The sequence below is a fragment of the Desulfuromonas sp. DDH964 genome, from assembly GCF_001611275.1.
Classification (GTDB): domain Bacteria; phylum Desulfobacterota; class Desulfuromonadia; order Desulfuromonadales; family DDH964; genus DDH964.
In genome coordinates this window covers 3,104,283-3,124,940 of sequence record NZ_CP015080.1, presented here as the reverse complement: position 1 = coordinate 3,124,940, position 20,658 = coordinate 3,104,283, and the positions used below count along the sequence as shown (strand labels likewise).

The window sequence follows — 20,658 nt, the reverse complement described above, 5'->3', positions numbered from 1 at the left end:
GGGCGTCTCCGGCCGGGGCAACCAGGGAAATGCAATGCCAGCACTGATAATTTTCAACGCAGGAATGGCGATGCCTGGTGAGAATTGAATCTCGCGCTTCAAGGAGAACCGACCTATGAAAACCGTGACACAGAGAAGCAATTACCTGATAGCACTGATCCTCAGTTGCAGTCTGCTGCTGGTCGGTGCTGTCACTGTTGTGCAAAGCCCGGCGGCCCCTCTGCCGGGCGGAACCCTCGACCCGCTGACGATCCCCAAATACGTTACCCCGCTGGTCATTCCTCCGGTCATGAAGAACAACGGCAGCGGCGCGGACAACTACGACATCGCCGTTCGCCAGTTCCAGCAACAGATACTCCCCGGTGGTATCTGGAACACCATCAACGGCCGGGCCGATGCGTTCCCGGCAACCACCCTCTGGAGTTACGGCCCGGCAATCGATCCGACGCCGGTCATCGCTCCGGATCCCGCATCCCAGTTCAACTATCCGGCCTATACCCTCGAGACCACATCGGGAAAGCCAGTCAACGTGCGCTGGATCAATGACCTGGTCGATCCGGCCACCGGCAACTACCTGCCGCACCTGCTGCCGGTTGACCAGACCCTGCACTGGGCCAACCCACCTGCGACTGGCTGCCGCCACGGTGTTGCCAATCGTACCGACTGTGCCACCAGCAACCCGGCCCTCTACACCGGACCGGTGCCGATCGTCACCCATGTTCACGGCGCCCATGTCGACCCGCACAGCGACGGTTATCCCGAGGCCTGGTGGCTGCCGGCCGCCAACAACATTCCCAACAGCTACGCCACGTCCGGGACCCTCTTCGATGATGCATCCGGGGTGAATTTCGGGAACCTCGGCTATGCCGATTATTCTTATCGCAACGACCAGCCGGCGACCACCCTCTGGTACCACGACCATACCCTCGGAATGACCCGCCTCAACGTCTATGCCGGCCCGGCTGGTTTCTATCTGATTCGTAATGGCGCCAATGACCTGCCGCCCGGGGTCCTTCCCGGTCCGGCCCCTGTCGCCGGCCAGGGGGTGCTGGATCTCAACGCGCCGAAGAGTGTTGTGCCGACCTCCGTCCGCGACACTATTCGCGAAATCCCCATCGTCATTCAGGATCGCTCCTTCAACCTCGACGGTAGCCTCTTCTACCCGGCCAGTCGCACCTTCTTCGATGGCTATCCCGGCCCTTATACCGGGAGTGCGCCGATCTCCACCGACATCGCGCCAACCTGGAACCCGGAAGCCTTCTTCAACGTCATGGTGGTCAACGGCGTCTCCTGGCCGAGCCTCGAGGTGGCCCCGGCCCTCTACCGTTTGCGTTTACTTAACGGCTGCAACTCACGTTTCCTGAACCTGTCGATGTTTGAAGTCATCACCCCGGGGGGCAAACTGCAGGGGAAGAAAAAGGTCAAAGCCGACAAGCTCGGGGTCGAGATCCCCTTCTACCAGATCGGCGCCGAGCAGGGCTTCCTCCCCAACGTGGTCAAGGTGCAAAGCGGCATGACCACCACCTATGTCGGCGGCGTGGCCCAGGCCCCGGTCGCGGCTCCCGATCCTCAGCAGGCGCTGCTGATGGGGCTGGCCGAGCGGGCTGACGTGATCGTCGATTTCCGCGGGCTCCCCACCGGGACCATCATCCGCATGTACAATACCGCGCCGGATGCTCCCTTCGGCGGCTTCCCGGATGTTCCGGCCGATCCGAGCACCACCGGCCAGGTGCTCCAGTTCGTGGTCAACGGGACCCCGGCCAATGCCGGCGGACCCTTGGGCGCCAGTCCCACCGACCCGGTCCTGGCCGATGGCGTGACCGTCAATCCCGCCGCTGCCACCGATCCGACCTTGCTGGCACTCCCCGCTGAGCAGGTCTCCACGCTCGGCGCTCCGAGCAACCAGCGGGACGTTTCCCTCAACGAAGAAGAGTCGGGCCAGGTGTGTGTCACCGTCAGTCCGGTGGGGGCGATTTCCGTTGTCGCCGTCTCCCCGACCCCGCTCCCTCCCGGGGTGGGACCGGGCACCATCGGCGCCTTCTGCGCAGCGACCAGGCCGGCTTCCATTCCGATGGCGCCGATCGCCGCCAAGGTCGGTATCGTCGACCAGACCAACCCGGCACTGCCGCTCGGCATCGCCCTTAACTGGACCGACATGACCACGGCCGGGACCGACAAGGTCATCACCCTGGCCAATGGAGGGACCGTGACGGTCAATGTCACCGAAAACCCGGCCACCGGCGCTGTCGAGGACTGGAACATCTACAACTTCACCGTCGATGCCCACCCGATCCACCTGCACCTGGTGCGCTTCGCGGTGATCAACCGGACGCCGATCCCGGGGGTGGTTCCCGCCCCGGTGCCGGTGCCGCAGCAACCCTGGGAAACCGGCTTCAAGGACACAGTGATCGCCTATCCGGGCGAGATTACCACGGTCCGGGCACGTTTCGACGTTGCAGGGTTGTATGTCTGGCACTGCCATATTGTCGAACATGAGGACAACGAAATGATGCGTCCATACGTCGTTGGTCCCTAGCCCGGTCGCCGCAGTGCGGCGCTGAACGCACCCGAGCAGGGTCGCCCTTCGCGGCGACCCTGCTCGGGTGTTGCCCTACAAAGAACGTATCTCCCCAAAGGAGAGACTTATGAAAGTAGCAATCTTCACCGGCGGGCTCTTGATGTTTCTCGTCCCCCTGGCCCTGGCCGCCGAGCCGGCAACGCAACCGGACGAGATGGACCGGATCAACTACAGCCTCGGCTATCAGATCGGCGGCGACCTGAAACAGCAGCAGGTTGATATCCGTGAGCAGATGCTGCTGCAGGGGATGCGGGATGCCATGCAGGGAGAACCGACGCTGTTGACCCAGGACGAAATGAAGCAAGTCCTGGTAGCCCTGAAAAAGAAGGTCCTCAAACAACAGGGGGTGCAGCGGGAACAGACCCTGCGTGAGGGGCGGGATTTCCTCGTCGCCAATGCCAAACGGGAAGGGGTAGTTGCGCTGCCGAGCGGGCTTCAGTACCAGGTTCTTGTCCCCGGTCAGGGAAAACAACCCGGACCGGACGATCGGGTTAGAGTGGAATACCGCGGCATGCGCCTCGACGGGCAGGAATTTGACCGCTCTGCAGAAGGGGCGCCGGTGGAGTTTTCCCTGAGCCAGGTCATTCCCGGTTGGCGCGAAGCCTTACCGCTAATGGCCGAAGGGGCGAAGTGGAAGCTGTTCGTGCCGCCCGATCTGGCCTTTGGCGAACGCGGACCCCTGGCCGATCAGACGGTGATTTTCGAAGTCAAACTGGTAAAAGTTCTCGGTCAGACAGCCAAGCCGTAGCTTTTGTGGGAATGCGGATCACTTATTCGGTTTAGCGGAATGGAAAAGGGAGATGCTAAAAGGAGCTGACAGGGGAGATGGTTGCAGTCAAGGGTGGTTGTTTTCAGATGGGGGACACCTTTGGTGACGGCGATAGCGACGAGAAGCCGGTGCACAAGGTTTGCGTCGATGATTTTTGGATCGGCAAGACCGAGGTAACGCAAGGGCAGTGGCATCGGCTGATGGGGAATAATCCATCGTACTTTTCGGGTTGCGGTGACGACTGCCCGGTGGAGCGGGTGAGCTGGTGCGACGTGCAGGAGTTTTTGTACAAGCTGAATCAACAGACGGGGAAAAACTTCTGGCTGCCGACCGAGGCCGAATGGCGCCGGACGCAGACCGGAGCGCGATTGACTGTGCATCGGGGCTGTGAAAAGGGGGCTGGGCACTCTTCTGAAAGTGTCAGGAGTTATTATGCGTATTCCGAGCCAAACTTTCCACCGATTCCGATGCAAACTTGCCAGTCATTCCGACGCAAGGTTTCCACCCGTTCCGATCCAAACTTTCCAGTTTGAGCGGAAGAGGTCGGTGAATCTGTCAGACTGATCAAAGTTCTCGCGACGCTGGGTAACCGCGGGGTACAACCTTCTGGACTTTTTCCAGGAGGTGGTCCCATTGGCACACACGAGGTTATCCATGCGCAAGATCAAGGACGTTCTGCGTCTGCATTACGAAGCCGGCCTGACACAGCGGGCCATCGCCCGCTCCGTCGGCACGTCACACACCACGGTGGGCGAATTTCTGAGACGCGCCGCTCACGCCGGGTTGTCTTGGCCGCTGCCAGAGAATCTGGACGAAACCCGACTTGAACAGTTGCTCTTTCCGCCAGCGCCAGTCATTCCCGCCGACCAGCGCCCCATGCCCGACTGGGCGACCATCCATCAGGAACTCAAGCGCAAGGGCGTCACCCTGGGGCTGCTCTGGGAGGAATACCAGAACAGCCATCCCGAGGGGTATCGCTACAGCCGTTTCTGCGATCTGTACCGTGAGTGGTCCGGCAAACTGCGTCTGTCGATGCGTCAGGTGCACAAAGCCGGCGAGAAGCTGTTTGTCGACTACACCGGCCAGACCCTGCCGATCGTCGACCGCCGCACCGGCGAGATCCGCGAAGCGCAACTGTTCGTCGCGGCCCTGGGGGCGAGTTCCCAGACGTTTGCCGAAGCCACCTGGACCCAAGGGCTGCCGGACTGGATCGGCTCGCATGTCCGGGCCTTCTCCTTCTACGGCGGAGTGCCCGAGATCGTTGTTCCGGACAACCTGAAAAGCGCCGTCTCCAAACCCTGCCGCTACGAACCGGACATCAACCCCACCTATGCGGAGCTGGCCGCTCACTATGGCTGCGCGGTGATTCCGGCGCGGGTGCGCAAACCCAAAGACAAGGCCAAGGTCGAGGCGGCGGTTCTGGTCGCCGAGCGCTTCATCCTGGCGCGGCTGCGCAACCGTACCTTCTTCAGTCTGGCCGAGGCCAACGCCGCCATTCGGGAGCTGGTGGAGCACCTCAACCGGCGCCCCTTCAAGAAGCTTCCCGGCTGCCGCCAGCAGCTCTTCGACACCCTGGAACGTCCGGCTCTGAATCCTCTGCCGGCGACCCCCTATACGTTCGCCGAATGGCGCCATGCGCGGGTCAACATCGATTACCATGCCGAAGTCGACCACCACTACTACTCGGTCCCGTATGTGCTGGTGAAGCAGCAGCTCGACGTGCGCCTGACGGCGACCACCGTCGAATTTCTGCACAAAGGGCAACGGGTGGCCTCCCATGTCCGCTCCTCTGAGCGCGGTCGCCACACCACTCTCGGCGAGCACATGCCCAAAAGCCACAGGGAGTATGCCGAATGGACGCCGCAGCGCCTGGTTTCCTGGGCGGCCAAAACCGGACCGCACACCGCCGCCTTGGCAGAGAAGATCCTGGCCTCACGGGCCCATCCCCAGCAGGGCTACCGCAGCGTCCTGGGGCTGATCCGGCTGGCCAAGACCTACACGCCCGAGCGCCTGGAGGCGGCCTGCCAGCGGGCCCTGGCAACAAACGCCTGTCGCCTCAAGAGCGTCGCCTCGATCCTCAAAACCGGACTGGACCGCCAGTCGCTCCCCGAGTCCACCGAGTCCCAACTCTCATTGCTGCCGAGTCACGACAACATCCGCGGCGCCGGCTACTACCACTGACCAAGGAGACCACCATGCTCAGCCACCCCACCGACGACAAACTGCGCGCCCTCAAGCTGACCGGCATGCTCAAGGCCCTTCAGGAACAGCGCCTTAGCGAGACCGCCGATGCCTTGAGCTTCGAGGAGCGCCTCGGCCTGCTGGTCGACCGCGAGCAGACCGAGCGCGACAGCCGCCGGCTCACCACTCGCCTGCGCACGGCCCGGCTGCGTCAGAGCGCCTGCATCGAGGACCTCGACTGGAGGGCACCCCGGGGACTCGACCGCGACCTCGTGCTGGCGCTGGCCGGCGGTCGCTACCTCGCCAAGGGCCACAACATTCTCATCACCGGCCCCACCGGCGTCGGCAAGAGCTACCTCGCCTGCGCCTTGGCTCACAAGGCCTGCCGCCTCGGCTGCAAGACCCTCTACCTGCGCCTGCCCCGCTTCCTGGAGGAACTGGCCCTCGCGCGGGCCGACGGCCGCTACCCCAAGATGATGGATAGAGTCGCCAAGACTCAACTGCTCGTCCTCGACGATTGGGGGCTCGCCCCCATGACCGCCGCCGGTTGCCGCGATCTGCTCGAAATCCTCGAGGACCGCCACAATCTGCGTTCGACCCTGATCACCAGCCAGCTTCCGGTCGAAGCCTGGCACGACTACCTCGGGGATCCGACGGTCGCCGACGCCATCCTCGACCGCCTCATCCACAACGCCTACCGGCTCACCTTGAAAGGAGAATCGATGCGCAAACGGCGATCCCAGCTTGACCCGATCGGCAACTTGGCGTAAGACAAAAACTCCAGCGTCGCTACGCTCCGATCACTGGCAACTTTGCCTTGGAACGAGTGGCAACTTTGCGCTGGAACGGCTGGCAACTTTCATCGGAATCCGCAGTTATTAGGCATTCCCGAAGACCAGACCTGAAAAATAGTCGTCCCTGCCTGGTGGAGCGACCCCTTTTGCATTGACCTCGTTCCCTGACTCACCTATCCTTTGGGTGCCATTCTTATCATGGAAGGAGGGGGATGCATGGAGAAGGAACACGTGGAAATATTGCTGGAAGACATCCGTGGAAAATTCGAGCTTGTGCTTGAGGGGCACTCCGCCTTGCGGGCCGAGTTGCACGAATTCCGGGAGGAGTCGAACGAGAAGCATGACCAGACTGCCTATTTACTCAGGAAGGTAGCCGCAGAACTGTCAGCCCACCGCGCCGATACCGAGGCCCACCCCGTCTACAAGGTGCGTGATTAGATAGGCCGGAAGGGGACAAGGCTGACTTCGCAGAAAAGTAGCCCCCTGTTCAGGACTGTCACAATTGAACGCAAGAAGCCGCCCCTCGCGAGGCGGCTTCTTGCGTTGCGGATTTTCTATTCCCTTTAACGGATCTTCAGTACGATCTTGCCGAAGTGGGAGTCCTCTTCCATCATCCGGTGCGCTTCGACCACCTCGTCGATGGTAAAGACCCGCTCGATGATCGGGACGATGGAGCGGTCGGCGAACTTGGGGAGGGCGCGCCTGGTGAACTCGGCGACGATCTCGGCCTTTTCCGGTACCGGGCGGGAGCGCAGCACCGAGCCGATGATCTGCTGGCGCTTGACCATCATCAGGGCGAGGTTGAGTTCGGCCTTGATGCCGGAGATGACGCCGATGATCACCAGTTTCCCTTTGTAGCCCAGCGAGTTCATGTTCGGCGCGAGATACTTGGCGCCGACGTGGTCGAGGATCAGGTCGACCCCCTTCTTGCTGGTGAACTCCTTCACCGCCTCGGTGAAGTCGGGGGTGGTGGTGTAGTCGATCACCAGGTCGGCGCCGAGGTTTTTGACCCGTTCCATCTTGCCCGGGTTGGCGGTGACGATCTTCTTCACGCTCGGGGTGAGGGCCCTGGCGAGCTGCAGCGCGGCGGTGTTGACGCCGCCGCCGCCGCCGTGGAAGATCGCGGTCTGGCCGTCTTTCAATTCGCCGATCATGAAGACGTTCAAGAAGGCGGTGATGTACGATTCGCAGACGCAGGCCGCCTCCTCGAAGGACATACTTTCGGGGATGCGCATCAGGTGGCTGGCGTAGGCGACGGCGTATTCGGCGTAGCCGCCGCCACCGACCAGGGTCATCACCTTGTCGCCAACCTTCCAGCCGTTGACGCCGGCGCCGAGCTCGGCGATGATGCCGGCGACCTCGAGGCCGAGGATCTCCGAATCGCCCGGCGGCGGCGGGTATTTCCCTTCGCGCTGCACCAGGTCGGGACGGTTGATGGAGGTGGCGACGACCTCGATCAGGACTTCGCCCTCTTTCGGTTTCGGGGTAGCGACCTCGCCGACCTTGAGGACATCCAGGCCGCCGAAGCCGTCGAGCAGAACTGCTTTCATCATGATCTCTCCTAAACAGGGAATGACAGCTTGCGTTGGCAAACGGTGGTGTCGATTATAGGACATTCGCCGCCTGATTCAACCGCTTTCTCGGTTTCCATGCTTGCCGCGGCGGGGCATGGCGGCTAGAATGGGCCGATATTCACTCTTCCCGCTCTGGAGGATTCATGCCCCGTCAATGGAAATGCACCGTCTGCGGCTACCTGCACGAAGGGCCGGAACCCCCGGAAAGCTGCCCGCGCTGCGGCGCTGACCGCAGCGAGTTCATCCCCCTCGAACAGGAGAAATTCAACCTGCTGCGCGATCTCTGGGAGACGCTGGTGGTGCATGCCGTGGCCGCCCACTTCCCGAACGGGTTGATGCCGGTGGCCCTCCTCTTTTTCCTCCTCTCCCTGGTCAGCGTCAATCCCCATTTCGGACCGGCGAGCGGCTACCTGGTCCTGCTCGTGGTCGCCGTGGCGCCGATCTCCCTCGCCTCGGGAATCTACGACTGGCGCAAGCGTTTCAAGGGGACGCCGGCGCTGATCTTCTACAAGAAGATCGGGCTCGCGATACTCCTCTTCCTGCTCGGTCTCGGCGCGATCCAGCTGCGCCGCAGCCATCCCGAATTCGCCGACGCCAGCGTGCTGATCCAGCTCCTCTACGGAGTGGTTCTCTTCGCCATGCTCGGCTGCGTGACGCTGCTCGGCCACTACGGCGGCAAGCTCGCCTTCAAGTGGAAGGACAATCAGCTCTAACGCCGGTCGCTTGACATTGGTGGCGGGGTGCGGGTACAAAGACCCGGGCGCCGACCATGGCGGCCCCAACCGTAAGCGGAGGCCGCAGCATGAAACAGGACATCCCCGAAAAGGGCGCCATCATCCAGCGCGACCGCGAACACTACGGCGTCGCTCCGCACATTCCCGCCGGCTTGACCGACGCCGCCACCCTGCGCCGCATCGCCGCTGTCGCCGAGCGCTACCAGGTCGCCCAGATCAAGCTGACCAGTGCTCAGCGCATCGCCCTGCTCGGCTTTGCCGAAAGTGATCTCGATGCGATCCTCGCCGACCTCGGGGAGGCGCCGGGTGCCACCATCGGCCTTTGTGTCCGTTCGGTCAAGGTCTGCCCCGGTACCGACCATTGCAAGCGCGGCCAGCAGGATTCGACCAGGGTCGGGCTGGAGATCGACCGGCGCTACCACGGCATGCAGCTCCCCTGGAAGTTCAAGATGGCGGTCTCGGGGTGCATGAATGACTGTGGCGAGGCCTGCATCAAGGACGTCGGCCTGATCGGCACGCCCAAGGGGTGGCACCTGATGGTCGGTGGCAACGGCGGCAGCCAGCCACGTCTCGCCCACCGCCTGCTCGAACACCTCCCCGACGATGCAACCGCTCTTGCCGCCGTTGACCACGTCGTCAACTGGTTTCGGGTCCAGCAGCGCAAGTGCCGGCTCGGCAAGTTTATCGACGAGATGGGGTTTGCGGCATTTCGGGAGGAGGTGCTGCAGGGGTGGGAGGAATAAGGCCGACCACAGGAAAAGGTGAAATTGGGGCGCAGCCGGCAGGCCGCGCCCCAATTTGTTTAGCGGTCGCCAGCGGTGTCGGGATTGCGGATGAAGCGGTAGCCGCGGCCGCGCACGGTGATGAAGTGGCGGGGGGTGCCGGGATCGGCTTCGAAGTAGCGGCGCAGGCGGACGATGAAGTTGTCGAGGGTGCGGGTCTCGGTGTCGGGGGCGATCCCCCAGACCCCTTCGAGGAGCTCGGCCCGGGAGAGGATTTCCCCCTCGCGGCGAAAGAAGAGGCGCAGCATCCGCACCTCGAGGTCGGTCAGCCCCAGCTCGCCGCTGGCGGTCAGCGCCCTCCCCTCTTCAAGATCGATCTGGTTGCCGCCAAAGGTATAGTGGGTGGCCTGGCTCGCCTGGTGATACCAGGCGGAGCGGCGCAGCATCCCCTTGACCCGGAGCAGGAACTCGTCGAGGGAAAAGGGCTTGGTCAGGTAGTCGTCGGCCCCGGCCGCCAGGCCGGTGATACGGTCCTTCTCCTCGCTGCGGGCGGTCAGCATCAGCACCGGCAGGCGCGGGTCAATGCGGCGCAGGCGCCGACAGACCTGAATGCCGTCGATCCCGGGGAGCATCAGGTCGAGGACCACCAGGGCAAAATCCTCCCGCACCAGGCTCTCGATCGCCGCCTCGCCGGTGGTGACATGCACCACCTTGAAGCCTTCCTCTTCGAGGTTGAAGATCAGCCCCCGGGCGATACTCGGTTCGTCCTCAACCAGCAGCACGCTCGGTTTCTTCATGCGGTCTCCTCCTGCGGGATCTTCCCGGTGAAGAGGGGGAGGCGGATATGAACTGTCGCCCCGGTGCCGGGGCCGGCGCTTTCGATCCAGACCTTGCCGCGGTGGAGGCGGACCACGGTGCGGACGATGAAAAGACCGAGCCCGGAGCCGCGGATCGATTCGTTGCTGGCGCGGATCCGGTAGAACATTTGGAATGCCTTTTTCAGGTGACGCCGGTCAAAGCCCTTGCCGGCGTCCCTGAATTCGAGGTGCGCCCACTGCTTGTCGCGGTAGAGGGCGACGTTCAGTTGCGGTGGCCCGGAGGAATAGAGGAGGGCATTCTCCAGCAGGTTGCGCAGCACTGTTTCGAGGCTCTCGGGTTCGATATTTGCCTTGAGGTCCGGCTCGATGTCGAGCTCCATGGTGCCGGCTCGGGGGAGCGCGTATTTGTGGGGGCGCAGGTAGTTGCCGATGAATTTCGACAGATCGACTGGCCGCAGGTCGAGGCGCAGGTCGCGCTGCTCCAGGCGATTGGCGGAGAGGAGGTTGTCGATCAGGGTACCGAGCCGGGCGGTATCGCCGAGCATGGTGTCGACGAAGGTCTGCAGCTTCTGTGGCGGCGGCTGGCGGCGGCGGATCGTTTCGAGGTGCAGTTGCAGCGAGGCGAGGGGGGACTTGAGCTCGTGGGTGACCTGGGCGATGAAGTGGCGTTGGGCGCGGTAGAGGGAGGCCTGGCGTCGCCAGAAGAGGAAGATGACGTAGACACCGGCGAGGATTGCCGCCAGCAGCGCGATCCCCTCGACGAGGATGAACCAGTCGATGCCGCCCTGCAGCAGCTCGGGGCTGTACTTGGCGGCGAGGTCGCGGATCTTCTGGTGGCTCTCGACGAACCAGACGATCCAGAGAATCAGCAGCACCAGCCAGATCAGCTGGATGGCAATAAAGGCAAAAAGCGGATTGATCAGGCGTCCGAGGCGTCGCATGTCCCTTCCTTACCACGGGCCGACAGGACCGAACAAGAGGAATTTCGGTAACTTTTACACAACTATTACAATCCGTCCAGCGTCCTTTTGCTACAATGGCACTCGTTGGTCGACCGGCGTAGCAAAACGCCCGGCCCCCCAAGGAGCAGTCAATGATCAAGTCCCTCACCATCGGCAAATACACTTCCCGCTTCCCGCTGATCCAGGGTGGCATGGGCGTGCGCGTCTCCGCCGGCAACCTCGCCGGACATGTCGCCCGCTGCGGCGGCATCGGCCTGGTGGCGACCGCCGGCATCGGCCTCAACAGTGCCCATTACGATGGCAGCAATTTTTTCACCGCGGACCCGGCAGCACTCAGGGATGAGATCGCCAAGGCCTACCAGATTGCCCCGGACGGTATTGTCGGCACCAATTGCATGGTCGCCGTCACCAATTATGAGGCGATGGTGCGTGCTTCCTGTGAAGGGGGCGCCAAGCTGATCGTCTCCGGCGCCGGTCTCCCCCTCAACCTCCCCGAAATTACCGCCGACTTTCCCGAAGTCGCCCTGGTGCCGATTGTCTCTTCGGTCAAGGCGGCCGAACTGATCGCCCGCAAATGGGCCAAGTTCAACCGTCTCCCCGACGCCGTCGTGGTCGAGGACCCGGATACCGCGGGGGGGCATCTCGGCGAAAAGCTGGAGAAAATCGGCAGCGGCGAGTACGACCAGTACGCGACGGTACGTGGCGTCAAGGCCTACTTTCGCGAGGCCTGGAACGTCGAGGTCCCGGTGATCGCCGCCGGCGGTATCTGGGATCGCGCCGACCTGCTCCATGCCCTGGCAGAGGGGGCGGACGGGGTACAGATGGCAAGCCGCTTTGTCTGCACCGAGGAGTGTGATGCTTCCGATGCCTTCAAACAGATGTATCTCGATTGCCGGGCCGAGGATATCGGCCTGGTGATGAGCCCGGCGGGGCTGCCTGGCCGCGCCATCGTTGCCAATGTCGATGCGATCCGCCAGCGTGATCTTGACTTCGACCTGGTCTGCCCCAGCGGCTGCCTGCGCAAATGTACTTACAAGGCCGGGCAGGAGCGGTTCTGCATCGTCCACGCCCTCGACCGGGCGCAGCGCGGCGATGTCGAAACCGGCCTGGTCTTCTGCGGCACCAATGCCTGGAAGGCTGATCGCATTACCACCGTGCAGGCGATTTTTGACGAACTCTTCGATCTCGCCGATGGCGTTTTGGAAGAGCAGGCGGTGAACGGCTGAGACTCTATTGCTCTGCGACGAACAAAAGGCAGGCCCGCGGGCCTGCCTTTTGTTCGTCGGGGGGAGGGCGATCAGTCGTCGCGGCGTTTCTGAAAACGGCGGACCTCCTTGTGAATCGCCCGCCATTTCTGCCGCTGCACCGCCTCCGCCGAGGAGGTGGCACGCCGGTTGAGATATTCCAGCTCCTGCTGTTGGCGCTGAAAGCTGGCCAGGCGCTGCGGGGCCAGTTCGCCGGCGGCAGCCGCCGCCAGGACCGCGCACCCCGGTTCCTGCTGGTGCCGGCAGTCGGCGAAGCGACAGCCGGCCGCCAGGCTGTGGATCTCCTCGAAGGTATCGGCGAGAACCGTCTCCTCGCCAAACAGCTGGAGTTCGCGCATCCCCGGGTTGTCGATCAGCAGCCCGCCGCCGGGGAGCAGGAAGAGTTCCCGGTGGGTGGTGGTATGCCGCCCCTTGCCGTCACTGGCGCTGATGGCGCCGGTCGGCTGCAACGCATGACCGGCGAGGCGATTGAGCAGGGTCGACTTGCCGACCCCGGATGAGCCGAGCAGGGCGACCGTCTTGCCAGGCGCGAGGTAGGGGTCGAGGGCCGCGAGGCCGCTGCCGGTGGCGGCGCTCAGCAGGTGGACCGGCACCTCGCCGGCGATGGCAGCGACCTGGTCGCGGAACGATTCCGGAATGGCGCAGAGGTCGGCCTTGTTAAGGACGATGGCCGGCCTGGCGCCGCTCTCCCAGGCCAGGGTCAGGTAACGTTCGAGGCGGCGCAGGTTGAAGTCCCCGTCGAGGCCGGTGATGATCAATGCCGTATCGATGTTGGCGGCGAGAACCTGCAACTCGGCCCCCCCGCGACTCTGGCGGCGGCCGGCGGCGACCCGGGCGAAGCAGCTGCGCCGCGGCAGCAGGGCGCGGATGACTCCCGACTGTCCGGGGGCCGGCAGCGTGCAGGCGACCCAGTCGCCGACCACCGGTGGTTCGCGCCGCAGCTTGCCGGGGAGCCGGGCGTCGATCTCACCGCAATGGCCGAGCAGGGTGTAGAAATCGCGGCTGGCACGGGCGACCCGTGCGGGAACGAGCAGGGGGTCCGCGAGGCGTGCCAGGTCAGCGGCAAAAGTCTGGTCCCAACCGAGTTGTTCGAGTTCCATCAATTCTCCCAAAGCTCCGGATCTATCCGCCTGCTGTTCCCTGGCGGCGAGTCTAGCAGAATTCTGCGCCGGCGACCAGTTCCACCGTTGCGCGACCGGTATGCTATTATAATTTCCATTCGCTGCCGATTTCATCGTGCCCATCCGGCAAAGTCAGGCCGGCGGCGCTGGGGTTGGACAGGATTGGGGCAGAAATCCAATCGCAGGTCCTGATAGTCTTCCATTGTCGAACTGGTGCGGCGCCGGTTTCCGGTGGTCCGCCAAAGGAGGGTTCTGATGTGGCGCAAGGAAGGGGTTCTCCCCGAAACGGAACTGAAGGCAGCATTGCGCGAGGCGATCCAGACCGAAAAGGACGCCATGGATTACTATCGCTACGCCGCCGAGCAGATGCACAACGAGAAGGCCCGCCTGACCTTCAAGGTCCTGGCGGGGGAGGAGAGGGAGCATGCCCGGACTTTTTATCAGGCCTATGCCTGGCCCGACCTGGAGCCTTTTGAGACCATCATCGAGGCCCCGCCGAACACCGCTTCCTCCTGGTGGCAGGCCCTGCAGCAGGCGATCCTCGGCGGTTTTGACGAACGGCTGGCCCTCGCCCTGGCGATTGAGCAGGAACGGGCCCTGGAGGACCGTTTGCGGGCCATGGCGGAACGGGTCGGCAATCCGCAGGTGCAGGCGGTCTATCTGGCCAACGCCAACATGACCCACCATCACCTCGAGGTGATTCGGGAGGACTACGCCACCCTGCGGGAAATTTACCACTGAGGCAGGCGATGGGGTGGGGGGCTTTCCGGGGGCTTGCAGTCGGCGGCGATTTGCCGGAGCATGGTTTTTCGTTTGAGTTAAGCCGCCTGATTGGCTAGGATGGAAACCCTTCTGGACCCGACACCCCTCCCGGCCAGCTCCTCTGCCGGAAACCGGGACCGAAGTTCATTGCAGGCCTGCCAGGCGGAAGGATCGGGAGATGAGCATTTCGGAGCGCTATCGCGACATCGTTGTCAACGTTGGGCTTTTCCTCGACCAGTCGCGCGAAGGGGCGATCGGGACCGGCAAAGAGAGCGTCCACGTGGAGAAGGCCCTGGTCACGCTGCGGGAGCTGGCGGAAAGCGTCGGCGAAATCCCCCGCATCCGCCTCGAAAATGATCTGACCCCGGTCCTGCTCAAGGCGCACGGGCAACTCGATCGCGCGCGCTTGCTGCTGGAAGAGGGGGGCGCCGAGGACGCCGGGGCGGCGGTCTGGGAGCTGGAACAGCAGATTTATCGGCTCCTCAACGATCTCTAGCTTCCCGTTCCGGTCAGGGCAATCGCCCGTTTCCAGCGTTCGAGAAGTTCCTGCCGCGGCCCTTCGTCCAGTTTGGGCAAAAACCGGCGCTCTTCCTGCCAGCAGGCCGCCAGTTCCTCCTCTCCCGACCAGATCCCGACCGCCAGACCGGCCAGCATGGCTGAACCGAGGGCCGTCGTCTCGAGCATCCGGGGGCGGATGACCGGCACCTGCAGCAGGTCGGCCTGCACTTGCAGCAGCAGGTTGTTGGCGGCGGCGCCGCCATCCACCTTGAGGGCGACCAGCGGCTCGCCGCGATCGCTCGCCATGGCGGTGACGAGGTCATGAATCTGCAGGGCGATTCCCTCCAGGGTGGCCCGGGCCAGGTGGGCGCGGCTGGTGCCGCGAGTGATGCCGGTTATCTGGCCGCGCGCCTCGCTCTTCCAGTGGGGGGCTCCGAGACCGGCCAGGGCCGGGACGAAGACCACGCCGCCGCTGTCCGGAACCGAAGCGGCGAGGGCCTCCACCTCTTCCGCCTGCTGGATGATGCCGAGGCCGTCGCGCAGCCACTGGACCGCGGCGCCGGCAATAAAGGCGCTCCCTTCGAGGGCATAGCAGCTGCGGTCGCCAATCTGCCAGGCGACGGTGGTCAACAGGCCGCTGTGGCTGGTCACCGGGCTGGCTCCGGTATTGGCGAGGATAAAGGCGCCGGTACCGTAGGTGCACTTGACCTCGCCGGGGGCAAAGCCGGCCTGGCCGAAGAGCGCGGCCTGCTGATCCCCGGCCATGCCGGCGACCGGGATGCCGTCGGGGAGAAAGTCGAGGCCGCGGGTGGTGCCGTAGACCTGGGAGGAAGGGCGGATTTCCGGTAGCAGAGCGGGGGGGATTTCGAGCAGCTCGGTGAGCTCCCGGTCCCAGGCGAGGCTTTTCAGATTCATCAGCAGGGTGCGCGAGGCGTTGCTGACGTCGGTGACGTGGACTTGGCCGCCGGTCAGGCGCCAGACCAGGAAACTGTCGACGGTGCCGAAGGCGAGCTTTCCGGACTCGGCGCGCTGGCGCAGGCCGGTCTCCTCCCGCAACCGCCAGGTCAGCTTGGTGCCGGCGAAGTAGGGATCGAAGACCAGGCCGGTCTTCTCGCGCAACAGCGGGCTCAGCCCACGGGCATCGAATTCCCGGCAGATCGCCGCGCTGCGCCGGTCCTGCCAGACGATCGCCGGCCCCACCGGGCGACCGTCGCTGCGTTCCCAGAGCAGGGTCGTTTCCCGCTGGTTGGTGATGCTGATGGCGGCGATCGATGCCAGCGCAACCCCGGTCTGTTCGAGCAGTCGGCGCACCGCCTGGCGCACCGAAAACCAGATCTCCTCCGGGTCGTGCTCGACCCAGCCGGGGCGGGGGAAGTGCTGCGGGAACTCGACATTGACCCGGCCGCCGACGGCGAGGTCCGGGCCGACCAGCAATGCGGTGGTGCCGGTGGTTCCCTGGTCGATGGCGAGAATCCAGGTGGGCATGCAAACCTCTGATATTAGAGAACGGGGGCACTTTGGCCCCATTATAAGGCCCCTGTCCGCGAGGTCAAGGTGGCATGGTTGTTGCTGGTTTTCGAGCCGGCCGCGCTGTCGCTCAGAAGCCGCCGGGAAAGGATGAAAAGATCGCCATGCACAAGAAACTTCGCAATATTTTTTATGAGGCCCGGGACCCGCAACTCTCCTGGGACGATATCGGTGGCTATGCCGATGTCAAGGAAACCCTCAAGGAGATGGTCTGCCTGCCGATCCGCAAGCCGGAACTGATCCTCAGCCACAACCTCGGCCTGCCTGCCGGGGTGATGCTCTGGGGACCTCTGGGAACCGGCATCACCATGCTGGCGGAGGCCTGCGCCCGGGAGGCCGGCGTCTCCTTTGTCTATATCTCCGGTCAGGAGATGCTCGGCAAGCACGAGGAGCTGGTCGAGGCCTTCGACACGGCGATCCACGAAGCCCCTTGCGTTCTCTTTATCTCCGATTGTGAATGGCTGGCGCCGCGGGCCGGCTGCGATTACCAGTGGAGCCCGGGCAACCTGCGGGCGGTGCCGCCGACCTTTGCCGACCGCGACCTGACCCGCCTCTTTATCGAGCAGGTCGACCGGATCAATCAGGTCAAGGGGGTGGCGCTGCTCGGTTCCTGCTACCGGATCGATACCGTCGACCAGGCGCTGATCAAGGAGAAAAAGCGCTTTAACCGCAAGGTCTTCGTGCATCCGCCCAACGCTGCCGATCGACGCGGCATGCTCGATATCTACCTCGACCGGATGCCGAACCTCGCCGCCGATATCGACCGCCAGGAACTTGCCGAGGCGAGCGAGGGCTTCGTCGGTTGGGACATCGAAAGCCTGACCAAGCGGGCGACGATCAACGCCATCAAGGAAGACGGCACGGTGGTGACCATGGCCCATTTCCGTAAGGCGCTCAAGGAAGTGCGGCCCTTTTTGACCCCGGACATGACGGCAAAGTACTGGGAAATCCGCAACACGGACTGCCCCCACCACTACGAATTCTGACGCCTCAGCGCAGCTCATTCAGGAGCTGTGCTGATCCCGGCCCTCTCCCGGACTGGTCGAATAATGGGAACTCTGCCTTCCGCCGAATGGTTTAACGAGATCTACCGGCGCCATGGCCATCGCTGCCCGATGAGTACCCTCGGTGGCCGCTTGGGCTGGGCCGCCATGCAGCGCTGCGTCGACCCGCACAGCAGCGGGTTGCGGGGGGTCTTTTTCCACGCCACCTGTGCGGTCGACGGCATCGCCGTGGCGACGGGCCTGAGCGTGGCGACCGGGACCCTGACCGTCCGTGATGTCGGTCGCCATACCCTGGTCCTGCGCGATCGCAGCCGCGACTGGGAGCTCGAACTCTCGCTGCGGCCCGCGGCCCTCGCCATTGCCGGCCGCTACCGCCGCCTGGATGCCGAGCTGGAGCGGCGCGCCGGGGCCTTGAGTGAAGCGGAGCGGCGCCAGCTGGAGGATGAACGTGCCCAGGTGCTGCAGGAGGTGCTGGAGGAGCTCTGGACGCTTCCTGACAGGGCGCTGCTGAAGATCGGAGGGGAAGGTTGATGGGCGGCTCGCTCCTCTCCCAGATCCTGCAGGTCGTGGCCGATGAAGTCGCCCGGATGTGGTGGTTTTTCCTCCTGGCAATTCTTCTCGTCGGCCTGATCAAGGGGTACCGTCTCGACCTGCGGATTCGTGACTCGATCCGGCGGGCCGGATCCTGGGGCGTGGTGTTCGCCGTTGCCGTCGGCATGGTCTCCCCGCTCTGCGCCTGCGGGATCCTGCCGGTGGTGATCTCGCTGGCGATGTTGCAGACTCCCCTGGCCCCGCTGATTGCCCTGCTGGTCACCTCGCCGGTGATGGGTCCGGATGCGCTGCTCCTGACCTGGCGCGGGCTGGGCAGCGAGTTCGCGCTGCTGAAACTGGGAGGGGCCGCGGTGCTCGGCCTCAGTGCCGGCTTCCTTGTGCAGTGGCTGGTCGGCAGCGGCTTTCTCGGTGGGGACCAGCTGCGCCTGCGCCCGGTCTACCGGCCCGACGGCAGCCTGGCGAGCGCTGCCGAAATTGGTGCCGCCGCTGGGGTCGCGGTCAAGACCATGACCATCGTGTCGCGCGCCAGCCGCCTGCGCTTTGTCCTCGATCGCACCCTGGACGCCGGGCTCTTCGTCGGCAAATATTTGCTCCTGGCAATCTTTCTCGAGGCGATCCTGGTTACGGTGGTGCCGGTCTCCTGGATCACCGTCCTCGCCGGGCAGCGCAGCTTCACCTCGGTGCTGGCGGCGGCGCTGGTCGGTCTTCCCCTGCCGACCAACCAGATCCCGATTATTCCGATCCTGGCCGGCCTGCTGGAGCGGGGGATGGATCGCGGTGCCGCCTTTACGTTGATGCTGGCCGGACCGGTCTCCAGCCTGCCGGCCATCATCGCCCTGTGGGCCATTTTCCGGCGCCGGGTGGTGCTGACCTACCTGGCGGTCAGCCTTACGGTGTCGCTGCTGCTTGGCTGGCTTTACCAACTGCTCAGCTGATGGACATCTGTCGTCTGCCGGGAGCGGAGGTGACGGAACTTCGCCAGGGCGGGGTGGGCGCGCTTTTTGCAGCCCCTTTCACTGATACTGGTCTCTGCCCGACAAGGGCGGTAGTTGTTGCGGAGAGTCCCAGGTCCGGCAATCCGGCCTGTTGACTTGCTCCGGCAGGTTGTTATAAATGAGAAGCCCGGTGGTGGTCGTGGCCACCCCGGCCCATATCCAGGAATCGTACAGTGGTCGTTTGACCGAGGTTACCGGTGAAAAGGAGAGGAATGATGGGTAAATTGACGTTGCGTGCCGTTTTGGTCGCCGCTGTTCTGGCTCTGGCTGTCAGCCCGGCCGTCGCCAAGGAGTTCTCCGATGTTTCGAACGCCGCCGGCGTGGCCGATGACGGGCTGGGCAAGGGGGTGGCGTTTGCCGACATCAACAACGACGGTTACGTCGATCTTTATGTCTCCAACAAGGGGGGCGCCAACAAGCTCTACCTGAACAACGCTGACGGCACCTTCAAGGATATTACCGCCAGCGCCGGCAAGGGGATCGATTACCCCGGCTTCGCCATGGGGAGCGTCTTCGGCGACTATGACAACGACGGCTGCCAGGACCTTTACCTCGCCACCGGCGGCCAGTACGAAATCGACGCCAACCGCCTCTTCAAGGGGAACTGCGACGGCACCTTCAGTGACGTCACCGACAAGGCCGGCGTTGGCCTCAAGGAGTTCACCTACGGGGCTTCCTTCGTCGACTACGACAACGACGGCTACCTCGACATCTACTGCGCCAACTACGGCGTCGGTGCCAAGAATATCCTCTTCCGCAACAACGGCGACGGCACCTTCAGCGACGTCACCGACGTCGCCGGCGTCGGCGACCGTTCCTGGAGCTGGATGGGCGTCTGGGCCGATGTCAACAACGACAACTTTCCCGACCTCTACGTCGTCAACGGCCGCTACCCGGTCGGCGAGCCGAATCGCCTCTATCTCAACAATGGCAACGGCACCTTCACCGAAATCTCCAAAAAGGCCGGGGTGGACGATGCCAACTGGGGCCTCGGCGCCAGCTTCGCCGACATCGACAACAACGGCACCCTCGATCTCTTCGTCTCCAACTATGTCGGTCCCAACAACCTCTATCTGAACGACGGCAAGGGGAACTTCACCAAGGCGAGCAGCCAGGTCAAAACCGACCACGAAGGCTGGGGCAAGGGCCCGACCTTTGGCGATATCGATCATGACGGCGATCTCGATCTCTACGAAGGGGACTGCAAGCTCGCCAACCAGCTCTACCTGAATGACGGCAAGGGGTACTTCACCAATGTTGCCGACCAGCAGCCGGTGCTCAAGTGTGAAACGGTCCGTACCAAGGGAACCGCCTTTGCTGATATCGACAACGACGGCGACCTCGATCTCTATGTCATCAACTGGGGGGCGCCCAACAAGCTCTATAAAAACAGCCAGGACGACAAGAACTTCCTCAAGGTCAAGCTGACCGGGACCCTCTCCAACCGCGATGCCTACGGTTCCAAGGTCAAGGTCTTCCCCGCCGGCAAGGAAAACCTTCTCGCCCTGCGCGAACTGCGCAGCGCCAACGGCTTCTGCGCCCAGGAGCCCCAGGTCCTCCATTTCGGCCTCGACGCGGCCAAAACCTACGATGTGGTCGCGGTCTTTCCGAGCGGCCAGGAGAGTCGTGTGACCGGGGTCAAGACCGGTCAGACCCTCGAAATCGTCGAGCCGTCCCTGACCAAGCCGAATATGCTCAGCCAGGCCGTCAAAAAGTAAGCGCAAACCTTTGCCTGCTCACCGGAGAGGGCTGCCTGGCAGCCCTCTCTTTTTTTGTCGCGGCTGCGGACCGGCGCTTGGAAT

20 protein-coding genes are annotated in these 20,658 nt (G+C 63.7%); 15 read left to right on the top strand and 5 right to left on the bottom strand.

Annotation, left to right across the window (positions count from 1 at the left end):
* The first annotated feature begins 115 nt into the window (after positions 1-115).
* The 6 genes from DBW_RS14370 (at position 116) to DBW_RS14345 (ending at position 6,760) form a co-directional block, all read left to right on the top strand.
* Positions 116-2,536 carry a multicopper oxidase family protein gene (locus DBW_RS14370; protein WP_082820368.1) on the top strand — a complete coding sequence of 807 codons (2,421 nt, stop codon included), beginning with the start codon at positions 116-118 and terminating at the stop codon, positions 2,534-2,536.
* Between the two features lie 109 nt (positions 2,537-2,645).
* Positions 2,646-3,326 (top strand): FKBP-type peptidyl-prolyl cis-trans isomerase N-terminal domain-containing protein, encoded by a 681-nt coding sequence (locus DBW_RS14365; RefSeq protein WP_066728282.1) that lies wholly within the window; start codon positions 2,646-2,648, stop codon positions 3,324-3,326.
* A gap of 77 nt (positions 3,327-3,403) precedes the next feature.
* Positions 3,404-3,880 (top strand): formylglycine-generating enzyme family protein, encoded by a 477-nt coding sequence (locus tag DBW_RS14360; protein WP_066728280.1) that lies wholly within the window; start codon positions 3,404-3,406, stop codon positions 3,878-3,880.
* A gap of 121 nt (positions 3,881-4,001) precedes the next feature.
* Positions 4,002-5,528 carry an IS21 family transposase gene (gene istA / locus DBW_RS14355; protein ID WP_066723643.1) on the top strand — a complete coding sequence of 509 codons (1,527 nt, stop codon included), beginning with the start codon at positions 4,002-4,004 and terminating at the stop codon, positions 5,526-5,528.
* Between the two features lie 14 nt (positions 5,529-5,542).
* Complete coding sequence (istB, locus tag DBW_RS14350) at positions 5,543-6,298, top strand: IS21-like element helper ATPase IstB (protein WP_066723645.1); 756 nt, start codon at positions 5,543-5,545, stop codon at positions 6,296-6,298.
* 240 nt (positions 6,299-6,538) lie between these two features.
* A complete protein-coding gene (locus tag DBW_RS14345; protein ID WP_066728278.1) occupies positions 6,539-6,760 on the top strand; it encodes a hypothetical protein in 222 nt (73 codons plus the stop codon).
* Positions 6,761-6,885: 125 nt separating this feature from the next.
* Here the strand turns inward: DBW_RS14345 and DBW_RS14340 are convergent, their stop codons facing one another.
* Complete coding sequence (locus DBW_RS14340; protein ID WP_066729862.1) at positions 6,886-7,872, bottom strand: NAD(P)H-quinone oxidoreductase; 987 nt, start codon at positions 7,870-7,872, stop codon at positions 6,886-6,888.
* 167 nt (positions 7,873-8,039) lie between these two features.
* On the opposite strand from DBW_RS14340, the gene DBW_RS14335 reads away from it, so the two are divergent.
* Together DBW_RS14335 and DBW_RS14330 are read left to right on the top strand one after the other, a co-directional pair.
* Entirely contained in the window at positions 8,040-8,609 is a 570-nt protein-coding gene (locus DBW_RS14335; RefSeq protein WP_066728276.1) for a rubredoxin-like domain-containing protein, read from the top strand.
* Positions 8,610-8,698: 89 nt separating this feature from the next.
* Positions 8,699-9,373, top strand: a complete 675-nt coding sequence (locus DBW_RS14330; protein WP_066728274.1) for an NAD(P)/FAD-dependent oxidoreductase — start codon at positions 8,699-8,701, stop codon at positions 9,371-9,373.
* Positions 9,374-9,432: 59 nt separating this feature from the next.
* On the opposite strand, the gene DBW_RS14325 is transcribed toward DBW_RS14330, so the two are convergent.
* Both DBW_RS14325 and DBW_RS14320 read right to left on the bottom strand, forming a co-directional pair.
* Positions 9,433-10,149: a response regulator transcription factor gene (locus tag DBW_RS14325; protein ID WP_066728272.1), complete on the bottom strand. Its 717-nt coding sequence runs from the start codon at positions 10,147-10,149 to the stop codon at positions 9,433-9,435.
* Positions 10,146-11,111, bottom strand: a complete 966-nt coding sequence (locus tag DBW_RS14320) for a sensor histidine kinase (RefSeq protein WP_066728270.1) — start codon at positions 11,109-11,111, stop codon at positions 10,146-10,148. Before DBW_RS14320 ends, DBW_RS14325 begins: the two co-directional genes overlap by 4 nt.
* A 152-nt stretch (positions 11,112-11,263) precedes the next feature.
* Here DBW_RS14320 and DBW_RS14315 point away from each other — a divergent pair, with 152 nt between their 5' ends.
* Positions 11,264-12,358: an NAD(P)H-dependent flavin oxidoreductase gene (locus DBW_RS14315; protein WP_066728268.1), complete on the top strand. Its 1,095-nt coding sequence runs from the start codon at positions 11,264-11,266 to the stop codon at positions 12,356-12,358.
* A gap of 71 nt (positions 12,359-12,429) precedes the next feature.
* Here the strand turns inward: DBW_RS14315 and rsgA are convergent, their stop codons facing one another.
* Positions 12,430-13,497: a ribosome small subunit-dependent GTPase A gene (rsgA, locus tag DBW_RS14310; protein WP_066728266.1), complete on the bottom strand. Its 1,068-nt coding sequence runs from the start codon at positions 13,495-13,497 to the stop codon at positions 12,430-12,432.
* A 276-nt stretch (positions 13,498-13,773) separates the two neighbouring features.
* On the opposite strand from rsgA, the gene DBW_RS14305 reads away from it, so the two are divergent.
* Both DBW_RS14305 and DBW_RS14300 read left to right on the top strand, forming a co-directional pair.
* Positions 13,774-14,259: a ferritin family protein gene (locus tag DBW_RS14305; RefSeq protein WP_066728264.1), complete on the top strand. Its 486-nt coding sequence runs from the start codon at positions 13,774-13,776 to the stop codon at positions 14,257-14,259.
* Between the two features lie 199 nt (positions 14,260-14,458).
* Positions 14,459-14,776, top strand: a complete 318-nt coding sequence (locus tag DBW_RS14300; RefSeq protein ID WP_066728262.1) for a hypothetical protein — start codon at positions 14,459-14,461, stop codon at positions 14,774-14,776.
* Here DBW_RS14300 and glpK read toward each other — a convergent pair.
* On the bottom strand, positions 14,773-16,263 hold the full coding sequence (gene glpK / locus DBW_RS14295) for a glycerol kinase GlpK (RefSeq protein WP_066728260.1): 1,491 nt from the start codon (positions 16,261-16,263) through the stop codon (positions 14,773-14,775). The genes DBW_RS14300 and glpK overlap by 4 nt on opposite strands.
* Positions 16,264-16,409: 146 nt before the next feature.
* Between glpK and DBW_RS14290 the strand changes: the two genes are divergently transcribed.
* The 4 genes from DBW_RS14290 to DBW_RS14275 all read left to right on the top strand — a co-directional run bounded on the left by DBW_RS14290 (position 16,410) and on the right by DBW_RS14275 (position 20,574).
* Positions 16,410-17,291 carry an AAA family ATPase gene (locus DBW_RS14290; protein ID WP_197463649.1) on the top strand — a complete coding sequence of 294 codons (882 nt, stop codon included), beginning with the start codon at positions 16,410-16,412 and terminating at the stop codon, positions 17,289-17,291.
* A gap of 63 nt (positions 17,292-17,354) precedes the next feature.
* Positions 17,355-17,840 carry an FmdE family protein gene (locus tag DBW_RS14285; protein WP_066728256.1) on the top strand — a complete coding sequence of 162 codons (486 nt, stop codon included), beginning with the start codon at positions 17,355-17,357 and terminating at the stop codon, positions 17,838-17,840.
* On the top strand, positions 17,840-18,796 hold the full coding sequence (locus DBW_RS14280) for a permease (RefSeq protein WP_066728254.1): 957 nt from the start codon (positions 17,840-17,842) through the stop codon (positions 18,794-18,796). Before DBW_RS14285 ends, DBW_RS14280 begins: the two co-directional genes overlap by 1 nt.
* A 275-nt stretch (positions 18,797-19,071) precedes the next feature.
* On the top strand, positions 19,072-20,574 hold the full coding sequence (locus DBW_RS14275) for a CRTAC1 family protein (RefSeq protein ID WP_066728252.1): 1,503 nt from the start codon (positions 19,072-19,074) through the stop codon (positions 20,572-20,574).
* Positions 20,575-20,658: the final 84 nt, after the last annotated feature.